Raw genomic sequence first — 17,211 nt, forward strand, 5'->3', positions numbered from 1 at the left:
ATAACTTTATTCAATAAATTTATTCTTATTCACCAGTTAAGGATAGAAGTTTTTTATATCCTAGTCGTATGCCATTAACATCTACTAGGCGATCACCGGACAACTTGAGTAATCATCAGTTAAGGATAGAAAGTTTTATATCCCTAGTCAGTGACCATCCATTATGTCTATCCATCAAAAGTAATTCCCCACATACCTCACCCTGTTGCCTGACAAAAAAAAATATTTAGCGGTTCATAACGAGGTTAGTCAAGGTTACGAGGTTACGAGTACCGAATGGCTTGACCTTGACTTACTGAGTGAACCGCGTATCATAGCCAAGTCAGGTAACAGGGAACAGGTTACAGGGAATAGTCACCAGTTTTAATCAGAGTTACCAGTCAATTAGTCATGACTCAAGTTATTTAATAACTTTATTTAATAATTTTCCCTATAACCTACCAAATAAGCTAAAAATGCAGCTAAGTTATTAGTTCAAACGTACTATTTACAAGGGTTTTCTCAATAGTGAATACTTATTGACAACAGAAATTATCTAATTCCCTGTTATTTTGACCTGTACCGTTCAAAGGTGGAAACATACCACTAGAGTAACTATCGTGTCTTGTAGAGGAAAATAGCTGTAACCTAGATAGGGCAATCGTTTCAGGTAGTGAGTATAGCTGTACAAATTAGTATTTTTGTACTATTGGTAGAAAATTGGTAGAGATTTTGCCTACATAGAATACAAATGTACTTACTACAACAAATTACATACGGAAGTATAGACAATTGGTAGAAAATTGGTAGAGATTTTGCCTACATAGAATACAAATGTACTTACTACAACAAATTACATACGGAAGTATAGACAATTGGTAGAAAATTGGTAGAAACTAAGTCAAGAGAGTTTTTGACTTTCTACCATCTGTACCTTGAAAACTAAATACAGTAAGGTTTTTAGTCAGTGGAGTTAAGCGGAATCGAACCGCTGACCTCTTCAATGCCATTGAAGCGCTCTACCAATTGAGCTATAACCCCGTAGGTTGCATTAATAATTATGCCAGATTATTTCCATTTAGTCAACTGTGTTCGTAAATAATCCCGACCATTGTAGATGCGGCCGGGATAATGAATCACAAAAGACGGGATTAGATGTAAATCCTAGATTCTGCCGATGTTATGCAGTCCTAAGATAATACCAGCGCCTAGAATATGACCAAAAGCGGCAGTAGCAAGTATAGCAGGTAAACCAAAACCACCAAAGAATTGAGGTGCGGGTGCTGCGGGTTCAGCACTGGGATATTGAATTGTAAATTTACCAAAGGCGATCGCAATGATATTGGCGATAATCATAATGATGCCAACGGTAGGAGACCATTCTAGGGGTGTAGTTGCAGCAGCGATTAGAATAGAAGTCAACATCCGATTTTCTCCTCAGATTACAGAATTAGGGGCTGATAATCTTCATAATTACTAATAAAATTCAACAAAGATACCAATTTTGCAGCATTATTTAATATTTTTTCTAATTAGGGCTTGCTGAATAAACATGAAAAGATTACAGGTAAAGGGTCTTAGCCTGCTGGAAGTTAAAAAAGTGCAAGCTTTTACGGGATGGAAACTTAAAAACCTTGCATTTAATTCCTACTCAAAGGAAAAATCGTTCCTATCCAACTCTTGAAACTGTCACCGTGGCGTAGCACCGTGGCGTAGCACCTGTCATCACGACAAGACTTTCTCAGCAACCCCTAATTACTTCATAATTGGGGACTGGGTAATTGGTAATTGGGAAAATACAAATAATTTCCCCCTGCCCCTTCCCCAGTCAACAATCACCAGTCACCAGCGATTAAAGATCGCAGATCATTTACACTCAGAATAAGACTGATTATTTTTGAAATTTACTATGTCCTTGAGTCTTGACTCTTTACCACCTGCTTTAGCCAAGATTGTGCAACGTTTTCAACGTGCTTCTGACCCAAAAAGACGTTATGAACAATTAATCTGGTATGCTCAAAAATTACCAGAATTTCCCGAAGCTGATAAAATCCCCGAAAATAAAGTCCCTGGTTGTGTATCTCAGGTATATGTCACAGCTTCACTCAATGATGGTAAGGTGGTTTTTCAGGGAGATTCTGATTCTCAACTCACTAAGGGACTGGTAGCACTTTTAATAGAAGGATTAAACGGATCATCACCTACTGAAATTGTACAACTAACTCCTGATTTTATTCAAGCCACAGGGTTAAATGTCAGCCTCACACCTTCCCGCGCTAATGGTTTTTACAACATTTTTAAAACTATGCAGAAAAAAGCGTTGGAATGTGACAGGTGACAGGTGACTGGTGATTAGTGACTGGGGAAAATTTATAACCCAATACCCAATAACTAATAACTAATAACTAATAACTAATAACTAATGACTACTTTTAGTGTATTTACTGGAAAAGTACAAGAATTTCTTTGGAATTGGCAAAATCAGCCATTGCGGGTGGTTTATGAAACCAGAGGAGAGGGTTCACCACTTTTATTACTTCCTGCTTTTAGTAGCGTTTCCACACGAGGAGAAGTGGGAGAACTTGCCAAGTTACTCTCTACCCATTTTCAGGTTACTGCTATTGACTGGCCGGGTTTTGGTGAAAGTTCACGCTTGAGTTTAGATTACAATCCCGCTATATATGAGCAATTTTTAGCAGATTTTGTGAAATCTGTTTTTAATACTCCAATTATTGTGGTTGCGGCTGGTCATGCTACTGGTTATGTCTTAAAGCTGGTAGTTAAACAACCAGAAGCTATTTCTAAAATTGTCTTGTTAGCACCGACTTGGCGCGGACCCTTGCCAACAATGGGGGCAAATGCCAATATAGCTGCGATGGTGCGGGGGATGATAAGAGTGCCTATTTTCGGTCAAGCACTCTACAAGCTAAACACTACCCCATCCTTTTTAAGTTGGATGTATCGCCGTCACGTTTTCACCGATACAACTAAACTTACACCCGAATTTATTGCCGAAAAATGGCAAACCACCCAACAACCAAACGCCAGATTTGCATCTGCGGCCTTTGTCACTGGCAACATTGATACTATTCACAGTCAAGGAGAATTTTTATCCTTGGTTGAGTCGGTAAACGTTCCCATCATGGCAGTTATAGGCGCATCTAGTCCGACTAAATCGCGGCAAGAAATGGACGCTTTAGCAGGATTACAAGAAGTTACCAGTGTGATTATTCCTGGTACTTTGGGACTCCATGAGGAATATCCAGCAATTGTTTTTGATGCAATACTGCCATTTTTAACCAATATGTGTTAAACAGAGAATGATTCTCAATGACTGTCAGGAGTCAGGAGTCAGAATATTTGATCAATCACTAGATGATTAAATCCTGGTTTTTTGCGTCACTGTTAAAAAGCTGACTGCTGACTGCTGATAGCTGACAAACAAATTATCAAAATTGCTTTACATTGTTTGAAATTATGATGACTTCAGAAATAGCAAATACCGTACCCGTAACCGTTTTAACTGGCTATTTAGGCGCAGGAAAAACCACCCTCCTTAACCATATTCTCACCTACGAACACGGTAAAAAAGTTGCAGTTATCGTTAATGAATTTGGGGAAGTAGGCATTGATAATCAATTAGTAATTGATGCCGATGAAGAAATATTTGAAATGAACAATGGCTGTATTTGTTGTACAGTTCGGGGTGATTTAATCCGCATCATTGGTAATTTGATGAAACGCCGGGATAAATTTGATCATTTAGTAATTGAAACTACCGGATTAGCCGATCCTGCACCTGTAATTCAAACATTTTTTGTTGATGAAGATATGCAGAGTCAACTATCACTAGATGCAGTAGTTACAGTTGTAGATGCCAAACATATTTGGCAACATTGGGAAGCAGACGAAGCCCAAGAACAAATTGCTTTTGCGGATGTGATTTTATTAAACAAAACTGATTTAGTCACACCAGAAATTTTAGAGGAATTAGAAAAACGCATTCGTTCAATGAATGCAATGGCGAAAATTTACCGCACCCGAAATTCTGAATTATCAATGGATGCTTTATTGGGGGTAAATGCCTTTGATTTAGAAAGGGCTTTAGAAATTGATCCTAACTTTTTAGGTGAAGATGCCCATGAACATGATGAAAGTGTTTATTCTATAGCTTTAGTAGAATCAGGTGCAATAGATGGGGAAAAATTAAATGCTTGGATGTCAGAATTACTTAGCACCAAAGGAACTGATATTTTCCGCATGAAAGGCATTTTAAACATTGCTGGTGAAGATAACCGCTTTGTTTTCCAAGGTGTACACATGATTTTTGATGGTAAAGCAGATAGACCTTGGAAAGAGAATGAAACCAGAAAAAATGAACTTGTTTTTATTGGACGTAATTTAGATGAAGCCAAGTTAAAACAAGATTTTCTGGCTTGTATTGTTTAGGAAGTCAGGATGTAGGAGTTTAGCACTTTTGTACCCCTCCCTAACCCTCCCCTTGTTAAGGGGAGGGAACTGGATTTTATTGCTTCCACCCTTGTTAAGGGAAAGTGAACTGAATTTTCTTATTTCCCCCCTTGATAAGGGGGGATTAAGGGGGGTAAAAATACTGTATTTTACCAATCACAAATCACCAATCACCTAATATATGAACTTCACAACTAACAAACCTCAATTCACAAACTACTTTTCAGAAAATCTTACAGATTACATCACATCTTTAGCTTGGAATACATCAGGTGAAAAACTGGCTGTAATATCTGCTGCGGGAGAAGTTGTCATCTGGGAAAATGGCGAACTTACTCACTTACAAACAACTACAGGTAAATCAATAGACTGTGTAGCTTTTTCCGCAGATGGTAAATATTTAGCCGTGGGTGGACAAGATGGAAAAGTAAAGATTTGGCGAGAAAATCAATTAATTAAAACCTTAGAAAATGCCCCTGCTTGGGTTGATAAATTGGCTTGGAATAATACTAATAATCTATTAGCTTTTAGTTTAGGGCGTTATGTGCAAGTTTGGGATGCAGATACAGAAGAAATTGTTGTCACTCTTAACTTTGAAAATTCATCAATTTTAGGAATTGATTGGCGAAAAGATGGTAAATATTTAGCTATTGGTGGTTATCAAGGAGTGAAAATTTGGAATAGTCAAGATTGGGATGATGAACCTTATATTGTAGCTATGGGTACAGTTAGTGTAGCAATAGCCTGGTCTGGTGATGGTAAATATTTAGCGTCAGGAAATATGGATCGTAGCGTCACCGTTTTAGAATGGGAAAATCCTGATCCTTGGGTTATGCGTGGTTTTCCGGGTAAAATTCGACAATTAGCTTGGTCTGATGTGACAACTGCTACAGGTGCGCCGCTTTTAGCTGCTTCCAGTGTGGAAGGTGTGGTAGTTTGGGAAAAATCAGCGGATGAATCTTTAGGTTGGGAAGCGCGAATTTTAACCAATCATGTGGATATAATTAATGCGATCGCCTATGCACCCCAAAGTTTAATGCTTGCTTCTGCTGGTGCTGATGGGTGGTTATGTTTATGGAACGAAAATTGTGAAGTATCGCAAATTCTCACAGGTGTACGTGGGGGTTTTTCGACTTTAGCTTGGCACCCCCAAGGTAAATTTTTAGCCGCAGGTGGGGAACAAGGAGAGTTACTCATTTGGTCAAAAACTAATGACTAATGTTGAATAATTGGTTATGCTGTATCAGCAGCAGCCTTTAAGGGTGAACTATGAACATAACTAAAAACATAACTAAACTGATTTTTCTCGCTTGTCATCTGTTTTTAGCATCTTTGTTTTTGGTAGTAAGTCCAGCACAAGCATCTACTAGATGGAAGACTGTCGCTACTTCTGATCAGATTGTAGCGGCATCTGTACAACCAATTCCCGAATTAACAAAACCCATTGTCAAACAACAAAACCAGCAAATTTTCAATAATATTGGTTGCAGTTGTAGTGCTTGTACTCAATCTAATTTTCATAAGTTGCAAGGTAAATTACCTGGTGCTGACTTTTAATCAAGTTAGCAATTATGAAACAAAATTCTGGCACAGTATTACTCATTTCTGTGCCTTTATTACTTGCTTTTTTGACAGCATCCCAACTTTGAAAAAATAACCCCAGCTACACTAAAAAATCTCTTAAAATCTCTTACCTTTGTGTCCTTTGCGCCCTTTGCGGTTCAATCATATCAGGATATGGGAGCGTTTTATTTCGTTAGATCAACATAAATTTACACATTTGGAATGCTCCCTATTTTTTGATTTAAATTTAATTTAGAAATAGCAGTTATTTATGACAAAAAAAATCATATACAAGAATTTATTAAATATTGCCTTATTGGTGATTTCTCTGGGATTTTCTGGTTGCAACAATCGCAATTTCAATACCAGATATATTCAGTATAATCAGACGCAAAATATTAACAAAAATCTTCCTCAAGTAGTGGCAACTACCAGTGTATTATGTGATTTAACTAAACAAGTTGCGGGAGAAACAATAAACTTGACTTGTTTAATTCCTCCTGGTTTAAATCCAAGTATTTATGAACCGACACCAGAAGATATCCAAGCCATTGAACAAGCGAAACTTATTTTATATCATGGTTATAATTTTGAACTAAGTTTAATTAAAACTATTCAAAATGCTCAAAATAATGCACCCAAAATAGCAGTTGCTCAACGTGCTGTCACCACACCTGAAAGATTACGTAAAAATGGTAAAAGTTTCACTGAACCACATATTTGGCATGATGTGAAAAATACTATCAAGATGATAGAAGTAATTAATAGTAATTTAGTAAAAATATTACCGAAAAATAAACAAGAATATAGCAGTAATACTAGCGAAATAACTAAGGAATTAAACAAACTAAACAATTGGGTTCAGTCCACACTTGACACTATTCCTGATAAAAATCGCAAATTGCTAACAACCCATGAAGCAATGATTTATTATGTCAAAGCTTATGATTTACCCTATAAAGGTAGTTTACCAGATATTAATAATGATGATAATTTAACAGATACAAAAGTGAAAAATTTAGCCCAATATATTCAAAAAACAAAAGCACCAACAGTTTTTGCAGATACAACAATTAATCTTATGTCACTGCAACCTATTACCAGCAAAGCAAATGTGAAACTTTTTGATAGACAACTTTATATTGATGGACTAGGTAAACCTGGTAGTGATGGAGAAACCTATCAAAAAATGATAGATGCAAATACGCGGAGTATTGTTGAAGGGTTGGGAGGTACTTATTTGAAATTTGAGCCAAATATTGGTAGGTAAACTGGGGACTGGTGACTGGGTAATCAATTTTATTTTTTCCAATTACCAATTACCAATTACCAATTACCAATATAACTAAACACCTAAAGGAGATTTTACCCTTTGTCTTTTTCCAGTTGCAACTAACCATTTACCACCAGAAGGGGCTGAGGTGACACCCCGACGCACAGGTTTAACAGGAATGTTATTTACTAATTCAAAATCTAATTGTGACAAAATTGTGGCTAAAACCAGCTTTATTTCAAATAGTGCAAATGACATTCCTAAACATTTACGATTTCCACCGCCAAAGGGTAAATATTCATAAGGTGCAAATTGTTTTTCTAAAAATCTTTCTGGTTTAAATTTCTCTGGTTCGGGATATAAATCTGGTCGGCGATGGGTTGAATATATGCAGCCTACTAACCATGAACCTGGGGGAAATTCATGACCCATAATTTCTATTGGCGATTTGACAATTCTCGGTAAGGTAATCATGGCAATAGGATAAATGCGGAGGGTTTCGTTACAAACTGCCGTTAAATAAGGTAGGCGGAAAATTTCGTTTTTATCTGTATTTTCATCCACACTATCTAACTCATGCAGCAGCTTTTCTCGCACTTCTGGTAAATTGTGAATCCAATATAATGCCCATGTAATTGCGGAAGCTGTGGTTTCATGACCTGCTATTAATAAAGTCATTAATTCATCTCGCAATTCTACATCAGTCATTGCTTCACCATTTTCGTATCGCGCTGACATCATCAAAGAAAGAATATCAGTTCGATTGGGATCAGGATGATCTCTGCGTTCTTGAATTTCTGCATATAATAATTGATCAATTTTTTCCCTTTGTCGTAAAAAATAACCCCAGGGACTCCATTCTCCCAAATCTACTTGTAGTGCTGGGAAAAAATTAACGGCTGCTCGTAGGGGAGTATCACCGAAATTCAAAAGTGAACAAAGCAGCTTTTCTAATTCTCTAAATCTTTCTCCTTCACAGATACCAAATACTGTATGTAAAATCACTTTTAGAGAAATTTGTTGGATTGATTCTCTGACAGAAAATGGTGTACCAATTTGCAAATTGCTGATGGCTTCTTTGGTAATATCAGTGATAATTTGACCATAAGCTTTCATGCGATCGCCATAAAATGGAGGTGTTAATAATCGCCGTTGGCGTTGGTGTTCTGTTCCACTCAGCAACAATAAAGATTTTTCCCCCAATAAAGATTTTAAAAGTTGTGAACCTCTAGCATCTAATTTTTCTAGAGAAGCTGCAAAAAGTTCCTGAATTGCTTGGGGGTTACTAATAAACACAATGGGTTCTTTACCAATAATATATGCTTGGAAAAAATCACCATAATCTTTGGCATTTTTTTCCATAAATCCCCAAGGGTTGAATAACCATTGGAAGCGTTGGATAAATTGGGGGGTTGTGGGACTAGAGAAACTTGGCATAACACAAAAGATTAAAAATGATTTCTTACTAGATTAACAAATATAACCATAAATGCCAAATATTTATAAAAAATCTATCTTGAGGTTATTTCTACTTATTTCTATTGATGAGTTTGAATAATTTTAATGTCAGGAGTCAGCAGTCAAGATTCAGAAGTTATTAATGTTGACTTTTGACTTAATTTATCTCCCCCTCTCCGTCATCTCCTCTGTTACCTGATCTTTCCTATTCTCTCCTATGTATTGTTACCCAATGAGAACCAATTTGTATTTTTCTTTCTGCCATTATTTGTTTAAATAAATCTGTAGTTAATGCTGCTTCTACAGGTAAAACTCCGGGGTGTTTCAATTTACCTTCTAATAATAATTTGGCAATACTACCAGTACCTAAACCAGAAGCAATGGCTGTATTTTCATGGAGTAATGTAGAAACATAAGTCGCTGTTTTACTATCTTTTTTTCCTGTGACTTCTGCGCGTACTGCTACACCAATTCCAGTCAAGATATTAGTAAAATCGGTCATGCGATGACTAACATAAGATAAAAATTCAATGGTTTCAGTTTTCTGCATTAACCATTTAGGAAAAATATGGGCGGTTATCCAAGTGAGATGATTATAAAAATCTGGAACTGAGCCAAATTTAGTAATTACAGTTTTGACAGTGGGAAAAGAATGGGGTAATGTAATAGTTTCTGGCATATCAAACCAATAAACTCCACTGCGTTTATAGGGTATGGGAAAAGTCAGTTCTTCTCTATCGCTATAGGGTTCAATTAAATGCCATTCACCATTGATCCAAGCTTCAAAAGAATGTTGTAAACCTAAAAAAGTGGTTCGCATTACGGTGACACCAGCACCACCAGAACCAGATACTAAATAACTTAAATGGATTTTTTCTGGTATATCAAATTGTTCGATTCCTTGACGGACTAAACTGTTAGAAATACCGGGGAAAATCCCCGTGTTAATAATTGCGGTGACACCAGCATTAACCGCTTTTTCATGTAATTTTAGAGCTTTTTGGGTGTAGGAACGGTGATCACTGACATCAAGATAATTGACACCTTGATCAATGCAGATTTCTAAAACTTGGGTGTCTCGATAGTGAAATGGTCCTGCACAGTGGATGACGAGGTTAGAGTTGGCGATCGCCTCTTTTAATTTTTCCACCTCACTCAAATCTAAAATCAAAAATTGCTCTCTTCCTCCCGAAGACAAGTTGACACCCTTTCCCGTCTCTGGGGAACGTCCAGTGATGGTAATATTTGCCTGGGTGTGGCTGAGAATATCATTAGCAACTGCGCTACCAATGCGTCCCCTTCCACCTAGTATCAATACACGATCTGTCATGATTAAATTTTGGACAACATTCTGACAATATTATTTTTATTCCACCATATTTCTGTACCTTTTGTCATCAGTTGTAAGTATGATAAGAATGTTAGGGTTGAGCAATGCTAAACCCCTACTCCAAGGAAATATTCATACTGTTGATGAGGGGTATTTCCTGTGCTTACTTATAGCTATTTTTTTAATTATATATTACACAGCTTACTTATTTTTATAAGTTATGTTAAAATATAAAATATCCAAAAACCATGAATAAAACTATGTCAGAAACAGGATTAAATTTATTCATTACGATGGAGTTACTAATTAACTCTTTAAATGCACTAAGTTTATCAGAAAAGCAGCAACTTTGGCGGATTATTGATGAAGCGATCGCTGATGCTGAAGAGGAAAGTTGGCGAGAAGATGAAGAAACTAAAAAAGAAATTCAATTAGTCCGTGAGGAATATGCGAATGGGGAATATATGACTTTTCAACAGTATCTAAATCAGAGAAAATAGATACTATGACTTATGATATTATTATTACTAAATCTATTCAGAAACAATTAGATAATCTTCCTAGTAATATACAAGAGCGTGTATATACAGCATATTTCATATCCATGAGGTACAAACTCAAATCATAAAACCCTTGTGGAACAGGCATCCTGCCTGTTAACCTTGTACCTCATTTACCTCGAAACTGCTGTAAGAAAATTTCGCAACTTGCAGAAGAACCTCGTCCTGATGGAGTTGTCAAGTTAAACGGATATGATAATGAATATCGAATTAGAATAGGAGATTATCGTCTAGTTTATGAAATTCAAGATGAGAAATTAATTGTTTTAATTATTCAATGTAAGCATCGTTGTGATGTTTATAACAAATAAACGATGTTGGGTTTCCTTACGTCAACCCAACCTACAAACTACTTTTTAAGACCTTTAATAAATTCTGTTCTCCCATCAATAATGGAAGGTGTTAAAACACAATTCACTAACAAATCTATATCTAAATCTGGTAATAATTCACTTTGATTAATTGGTTCATAATTATCATTTTTCAGATGATATAGGAATAATTGATCATTTTCCCAAAACCAGACTTCGGTAATATTAAACCTTTTATATTTTTCTAGTTTATCAAAACTACCACTGGTAATATTAACCTCAATTGCTAAATCTGGATTGGATTTTTTTTCTCCGATATAATAAGATTCGTCAGGTTCAAAGGAAGCATTCTTTTCTTTTGCACGACGAGTAGCACTACCGACTGGGATAAAGTTTATCCCTTTTTCACAAAAGTATAATTCTAGTAAAAAACCAAGAATGGTTTTAATCATTTCGTGTTGTTCACCCAGTGTCATAAATTCGATGCACCCATCAAGATAAGTTATCCGCAAGTTTCCTGCATCTGCGGTTAAGGTTTCTATGATTTCAAATTCCTTCCAGGTGTAATAACCAGGTAGAAGAAATCGCTGTTCGGAAATTGTGGCAGTTTTGTCTAAGGTTTGGATAGTCATAGTAAATATATGTTTATGACTTTAATTTTGATTATAACTCATAGTAAGAAACCTAGTTATTTATGAAATATTTTTTAAATTTCACTTTCCCAACCTAATTCTAATTCATCAACCAACTCGCAAGCTACCTATCCCAATAAGAATAGTTATATTTTGCATTGATTTCTAATGCTTGTATAACTTCTGTTGTGTTAATTGATTGAATTGAAAAAGTATTGACTATATCTGATATAATAGTCATTGCGTCTGCGGTAAATGTAAATTTTTTTCTGGTTAAAACGTGAAATAATTCACCTAATACCTGAGTGCTAACTAGCAGAGATGAATAATTATTTTTAATTATTTCTGCAACTTGTTGAGATTTTTGAGGAGGATTTTTAGCATAGAGATAAATCCACAAATTGGTATCGAGAAAGATATTATTTTTCATGGTTATCTCTCAATTATCTGTCATAAATTTCTTCTCGATTAAATTTGTAGTCTGGGGAAAGTGGGAATGAGTAGTTATTGACTCTCGCTAGAAATTTCTGTATTTTTGATTCTTGAGAATCTGTTAGTTGTGCAGGTTCGCTGGGTTCAAGAATCATAATTTGTTGTTCTTCAGTACATAGTATGCAAAATCAATCTCAAAAAACTGCGGAAGGCTTAATATACATAAGACATAAGCTACAGATATTGGATATTTTTACAAAAATTGCCTCTTTACCCTGTTCCCTGTTCCCTGTTAAGAGTTCCCTCTTTCAGACTGGTAATTTAGCATAACAAGTACGGTAGAACCTAATTTGTATGGTTTTACCTTCTAATTCGGAACTTAGTTTTTCATTCAAAATAAGTTCACCGTTGGTACAGGTTGCTTGGATAATTTGCAGCATTATGAATAACCTTAAATCCTATATAAAATTTTTCGGTATGATTCTATTATAAACTACGCACGATAATTCTCAGGTGAGGTGAATATTTCCAAGTGTATCTGTGATGGTTCTATTATCTTCTCTTATTTACATGATGGTTGGTGATGGTTGGTTGAGATGATGTGAACAGATACAGGGTTTTTGGGTTGTAATTTAGGGTTATTAATATTGTTGGGTTTCCTTACGTCAACCCAACCTACAAACTACTTTTTAATACCTTTAATAAATTCTGTTCTCCCATCAATAATGGACGGTATTAAAACACAAGTTACTAACAAATCTATATCTAAATCTGGCAATAATTGACTGTGATTAATTTGCTCATAATTACCATTTTTGAGATGATATAGAGACAATTGATTATTTTCCCAAAACCAGACTTCAGTAATATTAAACCGTTTATATTTTTCCAGTTTATCAATACTTCCACTGGTAATATTAACTTCAATTGCTAAATCTGGATTTTCCTTTTTCTCTCCTATATAATAAGATTCATCAGGTTCAAAGGAAGCACTCTTTTCTTTTGCGCGACGGGTAGCACTACCTAAAGGGATAAAGTTGATCCCTTTTTCAAAAAGATATGCTTCTATCAAAATAGCGATAATTTTTTTGATATTTTCGTGTTGTTCACCAAGTGTCATAAATTCGATGCACCCATCAAGATAAGTTATCCGCAAACCTGCTGCGTCTGCGGTTAAGGTTTCTATTGTTTCCAATTCCTCCCAGGTGTAATGGCCAGGTAGAAGAAATCGCTGTTCGGAAATTGTGGTAGTTTTGTCTAAGGTTTGGATAGTCATAGTAAGTTTATGTTTATGACTTTAAGTTTTATTATAACTCATGGTGTCAGGTAAGGAAATATTGATACTTTTCATGAGGTTATTTCCTGAATGTTGTTTTCTATATTATGGCGGTTTTTGTCATTTTCTGCCATTGAAAAAAAACTATTGATTATAGTTGGTGATGGTTGGTTTTCCTTGCTTCAAGCTAACCTACTGATGTATAATAATTTTAAATATTAATTGATTATCAAGGATAAATCAAATGACCGTTGAAGAAATTATTATCATAAGGTAAAAATATTACCTCCTGATAAACAACAAGAAGCCTTAGATTTTGTATAATTTTTATTAGCAAAAATCCAAAAATAAGGGTTATCTAATCAAACAAAAAAATCAGGTATTTCCGGTTTAGCTATGGCTCAAGAATATGTTTGTTGTGTGGAAGGACCTGATGATTTATCTACTAATAAAGATTATATGAATGGTTACGGTGCATGATGAGAGAATGTGTTTTATTAGATACGAGTCCTTTTGTGGCTATTATTAATCGTCGTGATCAGTTTCATGGTTGGATAACAGCACAATGGGATAATATTGAACCTCCTTTATTAACTTGTGAAGCGGTAATTTATGAGGCTTGTTTTTTGTTAAGAAATATCCTTATGCTTTTTAAGGTGATATCCAATTCTCTAATTTTAGTTCATAAATTCGGCTATAATGACGAGTGTTGTTAGTGACTAAAGTATATTTTTTGGTAATTGCAACACTAGCAATTAATAAATCAAAATCTGCTACTGGTTGTCCTATTTTTCTAAGTTCGGCTTTTAATTCCCCAAATTTTTTGACTGCATTATTGTCTAAAGCTATCACGTCAATATTTTGAATAAAGTTTTCTGCACGAGTTAAATTTTCTGTCACTTTTTGAGAATTGTAAGCACCAAAATATAATTCAGCGACGGTAATATTACAAATACAAATATTTTCCCATCCTATTGTTTGAATTTTATTGGTGACAGAAGTAATATTTTTTAACCAGTAAATGCAGATATCTGTATCTAATAAGTAAATCATAAGCTAATATCAGAGTGGGAAATAGTACGACTTTCATAAATTTCTTTAACTATTTCTTCTGCTGTGCGTTCATCTTCCCAAACACCATATTTTTCTATGAATGTGTTTAATGCATGTGGTTGTGATGTGGTTATATTTTCTGGTTGTGGATAACGTTTTTTAAGTAGTTGAATAAAATCAATGAGTAAGATTTGTGCTTCTTCGGGTAAGCTGTTAATTTCTTGAGATATTTCTGCAATTTTGATATCCATAATTACTACCTTTTTGTGGATTATGTTAATTATATTGTATTTTCTGATTCTAAGCTAATTACACCTATTAAACACGGGTGGTTTGGGTGATGTTGGGTTTCCTTTAGTCAACCCAACTTTTTAGCTACTTGTATTCTAAAAATTCATCTACGGTAATTCCTGCTTGTCTAATTAAACTTCTCAATAAACCCGGTGCTAGTTCTTTATGATTGGGAACTGATAAAATAGGTTTTGATTCGTGCCAAAGTATGATATGACTTCCGGTTTGATGGTCTACAACATAGCCAAAGTTTTCAAAGATTTTGACTGCTTGTTTACCGGAGATATTTGATAAACGTCCCATTTATACTAATACTTCTCCTACAAAAGATTGAGATTCTTTTGGTACATAGGGTTTACCATGTTTTTCTAATACATGAAGATAGCCTTTTATAGCATCTTTGATATTTGTAATTGCTTCATCTAAGGTTTTACCTTGACTGATGCAACCAGGAAGTTCTGGTACTTCAGCAATGTAACCTTCGTATTCTGAATCATAGGTGAATATTACTTGAAATTTCATAGTAGTATAGCCGCTCAATTATAAATTTCTCTTCTGTGTCCAACTCTATCAATAAAGATAATTCTTTTTTCGGCATCAAATTCATAAATAACTCGATAATCTCCAACTCTCAGTTTAAAAAAACCGGATAAGTCAGCAGTCAAGGGTTGGGGTGTAATTTGGTCGAAATTTTCAGCTAACCAGTTAATTTTATTAATTATTCTTTGACAAACTGATTTTGTCAATTTTGCTAAGTCAGCTAGTGCTTCCGGTTCATACTCAACTAGGTAATTCATCTGTTTTCTAATCCTAGTTTTTGCATAACTTCTGCGGTGGAAATACCTCTTACTCCTGTTTCTCTGCGCTTCCGAATTGCTAATAATTCTTGTTTAAAATTATCTTTGATAGTTTGGTTTGTATCTGGGTCTGTTAGCAGTTCTTCTATGGTTTCTCTAACTGTTTCTCGAATGAGGTCTTTAAGTTGCTCAATAGTGAGTTCGTTAACTTGCATGGTGGTGACTGAGTTAAGGGTTATTTCTCAATTTTAGTTTATCCCGCACTGCTTGACGAATATCTTCCCAGTCTTGTGCTGTCATTTCTGTTGCTTCTCCAGAGTTTAAACCTTCTAAAAGCATGGTTTGTAGTTGTTCTTTTGCTCTTTGTTTTTGGTCTTGTCGCACTAATTCCCGAAAGTATTCGCTGACGCTGCTGTAACCACCTTGCGCTACGAGTTCTTCTACGTAAGCTCGCATGGTGTCAGGTAAGGAAATATTTATGCTTTTCATAAGGTGACTTTTTGAATGTTCTTTTCTATATTATGGCAGTTTTTGTCATTTTCTGCCATTGGTAGAAAAAACTATTCTTGATAGTTGGTGATGGTTGGGTGGTTTGGGTGATGTTGGGTTTTCTTGCACCAACCCAACCAACTTACTAATTTCCGCAAATATACGCTTTTGGAATGTTATACTTTAAAATCAGATTACATAGAAAATAAACATGAACGCTAATAGCCAATTTAAAGAACACGAAATAACAACTTGTTGCGCTTTAAGATTTGATGGGTACAAATACCGACAAGAAACAGGTTTTGATCCAAAATTAGCATTTGACAAACTTTTTTTGGGTGAAGAGGTAGGAGAGTTAGACGGTTTAGCAGCAATGTTTTTTCTTCAACGGGAACTTTGTAAATGGGGTTTAGTATACGAGACAGAGGACAGTAAATATTACAAACTTTACAGAAAGTTATTTCTTAAATATGTAGATTCAGAAATTCCAGTACAATACAGAAACGAAGAATGGTATAATAGATGGCAAGATGAGTATAAACCTCATATTGTTGAAATTAAAAAATTTGTACAAAACATTTATCTAAATAGCATAAAAATGAGCATGGAAGAAATCATCATAGATAAGGTAAAAATGTTACCTGCTGATAAGCAACAAGAAGTGTTGGATTTTGTAGAATTTTTATTAGCAAAAATTCAAAACTCAATGAGTAAAAAAGGCAAGTTTATTGATTTTTACCTCCCGTATAGTCAAGATGGTAATCATATTTCTGCAAAAAGCCAAGCAGAAAAAATATTGCAGGAAGCCGATACATTGCTGAAAAAAGGTTCTTTTGGTGTTGCTATCATATATTCTGCCAATTATGACCAGACTAAAACTATTAGAAAAACCTACGCAGAAGGTGGATATAAAACAGGAACTTCAGGTGCAAATCAGGCTAATGTGATGACTGAGATGGAAAAACTGTTAGATACTAACTATCAGCATTTACAAGGTAAAATTCGGATAGCTCCCATTACTACTATGACCTTTTTAGACTTTGATGGAAAAGATCATATAACAGTGGTAAAGGATGATTTAGCTCAGATTCAACAAATGCTGGAAAATGGATGGGATATATTGGGCTGGCAAAATCAGACTACTATCAAAAGCAAAAATAAATACGCTGTGGGTGGTGGTGTTGCCAAATTATCTGACGATATTTCAAATGAAATTCAATCTACTTTGCTTTCTCTAGCTTCTCAATACAAATAAAATAATTTGTGGGACAGAATAATTCAGTTAGCTGAACTTTAT

At 35.1% G+C, this 17,211-nt stretch carries 25 protein-coding genes and 1 tRNA gene; 10 read left to right on the forward strand and 16 right to left on the reverse strand.

What is annotated here, in order from left to right; genetic code table 11:
- Positions 1-947: 947 nt before the first annotated feature.
- Together IQ237_RS03860 and psaK are read right to left on the reverse strand one after the other, a co-directional pair.
- Positions 948-1,020, reverse strand: a tRNA-Ala gene (locus IQ237_RS03860).
- Between the two features lie 123 nt (positions 1,021-1,143).
- A complete protein-coding gene (psaK, locus tag IQ237_RS03865; RefSeq protein ID WP_194052517.1) occupies positions 1,144-1,404 on the reverse strand; it encodes a photosystem I reaction center subunit PsaK in 261 nt (86 codons plus the stop codon).
- 484 nt (positions 1,405-1,888) lie between these two features.
- Here psaK and IQ237_RS03870 point away from each other — a divergent pair, with 484 nt between their 5' ends.
- From IQ237_RS03870 to IQ237_RS03895, 6 genes are all read left to right on the forward strand, one after another.
- Complete coding sequence (locus IQ237_RS03870; RefSeq protein WP_194052519.1) at positions 1,889-2,317, forward strand: SufE family protein; 429 nt, start codon at positions 1,889-1,891, stop codon at positions 2,315-2,317.
- An 84-nt stretch (positions 2,318-2,401) separates the two neighbouring features.
- The gene (locus IQ237_RS03875; RefSeq protein ID WP_194052521.1) at positions 2,402-3,292 is read left to right on the forward strand and encodes an alpha/beta fold hydrolase; all 891 of its coding nucleotides are present in this window, start codon (positions 2,402-2,404) and stop codon (positions 3,290-3,292) included.
- A gap of 164 nt (positions 3,293-3,456) precedes the next feature.
- The gene (locus IQ237_RS03880) at positions 3,457-4,428 is read left to right on the forward strand and encodes a GTP-binding protein (protein ID WP_194052523.1); all 972 of its coding nucleotides are present in this window, start codon (positions 3,457-3,459) and stop codon (positions 4,426-4,428) included.
- Between the two features lie 202 nt (positions 4,429-4,630).
- Positions 4,631-5,668 (forward strand): WD40 repeat domain-containing protein, encoded by a 1,038-nt coding sequence (locus IQ237_RS03885; RefSeq protein WP_194052525.1) that lies wholly within the window; start codon positions 4,631-4,633, stop codon positions 5,666-5,668.
- A gap of 50 nt (positions 5,669-5,718) precedes the next feature.
- Positions 5,719-6,006 (forward strand): hypothetical protein, encoded by a 288-nt coding sequence (locus tag IQ237_RS03890; RefSeq protein ID WP_194052527.1) that lies wholly within the window; start codon positions 5,719-5,721, stop codon positions 6,004-6,006.
- Between the two features lie 277 nt (positions 6,007-6,283).
- Positions 6,284-7,282, forward strand: coding sequence for a metal ABC transporter solute-binding protein, Zn/Mn family (locus IQ237_RS03895; RefSeq protein WP_194052535.1), 999 nt, complete (start codon positions 6,284-6,286; stop codon positions 7,280-7,282).
- A 75-nt stretch (positions 7,283-7,357) separates the two neighbouring features.
- On the opposite strand, the gene IQ237_RS03900 is transcribed toward IQ237_RS03895, so the two are convergent.
- Both IQ237_RS03900 and IQ237_RS03905 read right to left on the reverse strand, forming a co-directional pair.
- Positions 7,358-8,722: a cytochrome P450 gene (locus IQ237_RS03900; protein ID WP_194052537.1), complete on the reverse strand. Its 1,365-nt coding sequence runs from the start codon at positions 8,720-8,722 to the stop codon at positions 7,358-7,360.
- A gap of 226 nt (positions 8,723-8,948) precedes the next feature.
- Complete coding sequence (locus IQ237_RS03905) at positions 8,949-10,073, reverse strand: saccharopine dehydrogenase family protein (protein ID WP_194052539.1); 1,125 nt, start codon at positions 10,071-10,073, stop codon at positions 8,949-8,951.
- Between the two features lie 248 nt (positions 10,074-10,321).
- Here IQ237_RS03905 and IQ237_RS03910 point away from each other — a divergent pair, with 248 nt between their 5' ends.
- Positions 10,322-10,573: a hypothetical protein gene (locus IQ237_RS03910; RefSeq protein WP_228019643.1), complete on the forward strand. Its 252-nt coding sequence runs from the start codon at positions 10,322-10,324 to the stop codon at positions 10,571-10,573.
- A gap of 197 nt (positions 10,574-10,770) precedes the next feature.
- Positions 10,771-10,944, forward strand: coding sequence for a type II toxin-antitoxin system RelE/ParE family toxin (locus IQ237_RS03915; RefSeq protein ID WP_309225652.1), 174 nt, complete (start codon positions 10,771-10,773; stop codon positions 10,942-10,944).
- 38 nt (positions 10,945-10,982) lie between these two features.
- On the opposite strand, the gene IQ237_RS03920 is transcribed toward IQ237_RS03915, so the two are convergent.
- The 5 genes from IQ237_RS03920 to IQ237_RS03935 all read right to left on the reverse strand — a co-directional run bounded on the left by IQ237_RS03920 (position 10,983) and on the right by IQ237_RS03935 (position 13,284).
- Positions 10,983-11,576: a Uma2 family endonuclease gene (locus IQ237_RS03920; protein WP_194052541.1), complete on the reverse strand. Its 594-nt coding sequence runs from the start codon at positions 11,574-11,576 to the stop codon at positions 10,983-10,985.
- A gap of 124 nt (positions 11,577-11,700) precedes the next feature.
- Positions 11,701-12,006 carry a PIN domain-containing protein gene (locus tag IQ237_RS03925; protein WP_194052550.1) on the reverse strand — a complete coding sequence of 102 codons (306 nt, stop codon included), beginning with the start codon at positions 12,004-12,006 and terminating at the stop codon, positions 11,701-11,703.
- A 13-nt stretch (positions 12,007-12,019) separates the two neighbouring features.
- Complete coding sequence (locus tag IQ237_RS03930) at positions 12,020-12,163, reverse strand: hypothetical protein (RefSeq protein ID WP_194052552.1); 144 nt, start codon at positions 12,161-12,163, stop codon at positions 12,020-12,022.
- Positions 12,164-12,316: 153 nt separating this feature from the next.
- Positions 12,317-12,448 (reverse strand): hypothetical protein, encoded by a 132-nt coding sequence (locus tag IQ237_RS26620; protein WP_255512618.1) that lies wholly within the window; start codon positions 12,446-12,448, stop codon positions 12,317-12,319.
- 242 nt (positions 12,449-12,690) lie between these two features.
- On the reverse strand, positions 12,691-13,284 hold the full coding sequence (locus IQ237_RS03935; RefSeq protein WP_194052554.1) for a Uma2 family endonuclease: 594 nt from the start codon (positions 13,282-13,284) through the stop codon (positions 12,691-12,693).
- 479 nt (positions 13,285-13,763) lie between these two features.
- Here IQ237_RS03935 and IQ237_RS26985 point away from each other — a divergent pair, with 479 nt between their 5' ends.
- A complete protein-coding gene (locus tag IQ237_RS26985) occupies positions 13,764-14,000 on the forward strand; it encodes a PIN domain-containing protein (RefSeq protein WP_194052564.1) in 237 nt (78 codons plus the stop codon).
- Here the strand turns inward: IQ237_RS26985 and IQ237_RS03945 are convergent.
- The 7 genes from IQ237_RS03945 to IQ237_RS03975 all read right to left on the reverse strand — a co-directional run bounded on the left by IQ237_RS03945 (position 13,936) and on the right by IQ237_RS03975 (position 15,914).
- On the reverse strand, positions 13,936-14,337 hold the full coding sequence (locus IQ237_RS03945) for a type II toxin-antitoxin system VapC family toxin (RefSeq protein WP_194052565.1): 402 nt from the start codon (positions 14,335-14,337) through the stop codon (positions 13,936-13,938). The two genes, IQ237_RS26985 and IQ237_RS03945, sit on opposite strands and share 65 nt — an antisense overlap.
- Positions 14,334-14,588: a hypothetical protein gene (locus IQ237_RS03950; protein ID WP_194052567.1), complete on the reverse strand. Its 255-nt coding sequence runs from the start codon at positions 14,586-14,588 to the stop codon at positions 14,334-14,336. The genes IQ237_RS03945 and IQ237_RS03950 overlap by 4 nt, the downstream gene beginning before the upstream one ends.
- A gap of 124 nt (positions 14,589-14,712) precedes the next feature.
- Positions 14,713-14,931 carry a type II toxin-antitoxin system HicA family toxin gene (locus IQ237_RS03955; protein ID WP_194052569.1) on the reverse strand — a complete coding sequence of 73 codons (219 nt, stop codon included), beginning with the start codon at positions 14,929-14,931 and terminating at the stop codon, positions 14,713-14,715.
- Complete coding sequence (locus IQ237_RS03960; protein ID WP_194052571.1) at positions 14,932-15,150, reverse strand: type II toxin-antitoxin system HicB family antitoxin; 219 nt, start codon at positions 15,148-15,150, stop codon at positions 14,932-14,934.
- A 14-nt stretch (positions 15,151-15,164) separates the two neighbouring features.
- On the reverse strand, positions 15,165-15,425 hold the full coding sequence (locus IQ237_RS03965) for a type II toxin-antitoxin system RelE/ParE family toxin (RefSeq protein WP_194052573.1): 261 nt from the start codon (positions 15,423-15,425) through the stop codon (positions 15,165-15,167).
- Complete coding sequence (locus IQ237_RS03970) at positions 15,422-15,640, reverse strand: hypothetical protein (RefSeq protein WP_194052575.1); 219 nt, start codon at positions 15,638-15,640, stop codon at positions 15,422-15,424. Before IQ237_RS03970 ends, IQ237_RS03965 begins: the two co-directional genes overlap by 4 nt.
- A 13-nt stretch (positions 15,641-15,653) precedes the next feature.
- Entirely contained in the window at positions 15,654-15,914 is a 261-nt protein-coding gene (locus IQ237_RS03975) for a type II toxin-antitoxin system ParD family antitoxin (RefSeq protein ID WP_194052577.1), read from the reverse strand.
- A gap of 211 nt (positions 15,915-16,125) precedes the next feature.
- Here IQ237_RS03975 and IQ237_RS26090 point away from each other — a divergent pair, with 211 nt between their 5' ends.
- Complete coding sequence (locus IQ237_RS26090; protein WP_228019646.1) at positions 16,126-17,169, forward strand: DUF2281 domain-containing protein; 1,044 nt, start codon at positions 16,126-16,128, stop codon at positions 17,167-17,169.
- Positions 17,170-17,211 lie beyond the last annotated feature (42 nt).

The sequence above is a fragment of the Sphaerospermopsis sp. LEGE 08334 genome, from assembly GCF_015207205.1.
Lineage (GTDB): Bacteria > Cyanobacteriota > Cyanobacteriia > Cyanobacteriales > Nostocaceae > Sphaerospermopsis.

Bases quoted from the DNA above. Each gene is read 5' to 3' on its own strand.
- psaK (WP_194052517.1), bottom strand. From the start codon at position 1,404: ATGTTGACTTCTATTCTAATCGCTGCTGCAACTACACCCCTAGAATGG.
- IQ237_RS03870 (WP_194052519.1), top strand. From the start codon at position 1,889: ATGTCCTTGAGTCTTGACTCTTTACCACCTGCTTTAGCCAAGATTGTG.
- IQ237_RS03875 (WP_194052521.1), top strand. From the start codon at position 2,402: ATGACTACTTTTAGTGTATTTACTGGAAAAGTACAAGAATTTCTTTGG.
- IQ237_RS03880 (WP_194052523.1), top strand. From the start codon at position 3,457: ATGATGACTTCAGAAATAGCAAATACCGTACCCGTAACCGTTTTAACT.
- IQ237_RS03885 (WP_194052525.1), top strand. From the start codon at position 4,631: ATGAACTTCACAACTAACAAACCTCAATTCACAAACTACTTTTCAGAA.
- IQ237_RS03890 (WP_194052527.1), top strand. From the start codon at position 5,719: ATGAACATAACTAAAAACATAACTAAACTGATTTTTCTCGCTTGTCAT.
- IQ237_RS03895 (WP_194052535.1), top strand. From the start codon at position 6,284: ATGACAAAAAAAATCATATACAAGAATTTATTAAATATTGCCTTATTG.
- IQ237_RS03900 (WP_194052537.1), bottom strand. From the start codon at position 8,722: ATGCCAAGTTTCTCTAGTCCCACAACCCCCCAATTTATCCAACGCTTC.
- IQ237_RS03905 (WP_194052539.1), bottom strand. From the start codon at position 10,073: ATGACAGATCGTGTATTGATACTAGGTGGAAGGGGACGCATTGGTAGC.
- IQ237_RS03910 (WP_228019643.1), top strand. From the start codon at position 10,322: ATGAATAAAACTATGTCAGAAACAGGATTAAATTTATTCATTACGATG.
- IQ237_RS03920 (WP_194052541.1), bottom strand. From the start codon at position 11,576: ATGACTATCCAAACCTTAGACAAAACTGCCACAATTTCCGAACAGCGA.
- IQ237_RS03925 (WP_194052550.1), bottom strand. From the start codon at position 12,006: ATGAAAAATAATATCTTTCTCGATACCAATTTGTGGATTTATCTCTAT.
- IQ237_RS03930 (WP_194052552.1), bottom strand. From the start codon at position 12,163: ATGATTCTTGAACCCAGCGAACCTGCACAACTAACAGATTCTCAAGAA.
- IQ237_RS26620 (WP_255512618.1), bottom strand. From the start codon at position 12,448: ATGCTGCAAATTATCCAAGCAACCTGTACCAACGGTGAACTTATTTTG.
- IQ237_RS03935 (WP_194052554.1), bottom strand. From the start codon at position 13,284: ATGACTATCCAAACCTTAGACAAAACTACCACAATTTCCGAACAGCGA.
- IQ237_RS26985 (WP_194052564.1), top strand. From the start codon at position 13,764: ATGAGAGAATGTGTTTTATTAGATACGAGTCCTTTTGTGGCTATTATT.
- IQ237_RS03945 (WP_194052565.1), bottom strand. From the start codon at position 14,337: ATGATTTACTTATTAGATACAGATATCTGCATTTACTGGTTAAAAAAT.
- IQ237_RS03950 (WP_194052567.1), bottom strand. From the start codon at position 14,588: ATGGATATCAAAATTGCAGAAATATCTCAAGAAATTAACAGCTTACCC.
- IQ237_RS03955 (WP_194052569.1), bottom strand. From the start codon at position 14,931: ATGGGACGTTTATCAAATATCTCCGGTAAACAAGCAGTCAAAATCTTT.
- IQ237_RS03960 (WP_194052571.1), bottom strand. From the start codon at position 15,150: ATGAAATTTCAAGTAATATTCACCTATGATTCAGAATACGAAGGTTAC.
- IQ237_RS03965 (WP_194052573.1), bottom strand. From the start codon at position 15,425: ATGAATTACCTAGTTGAGTATGAACCGGAAGCACTAGCTGACTTAGCA.
- IQ237_RS03970 (WP_194052575.1), bottom strand. From the start codon at position 15,640: ATGCAAGTTAACGAACTCACTATTGAGCAACTTAAAGACCTCATTCGA.
- IQ237_RS03975 (WP_194052577.1), bottom strand. From the start codon at position 15,914: ATGAAAAGCATAAATATTTCCTTACCTGACACCATGCGAGCTTACGTA.
- IQ237_RS26090 (WP_228019646.1), top strand. From the start codon at position 16,126: ATGAACGCTAATAGCCAATTTAAAGAACACGAAATAACAACTTGTTGC.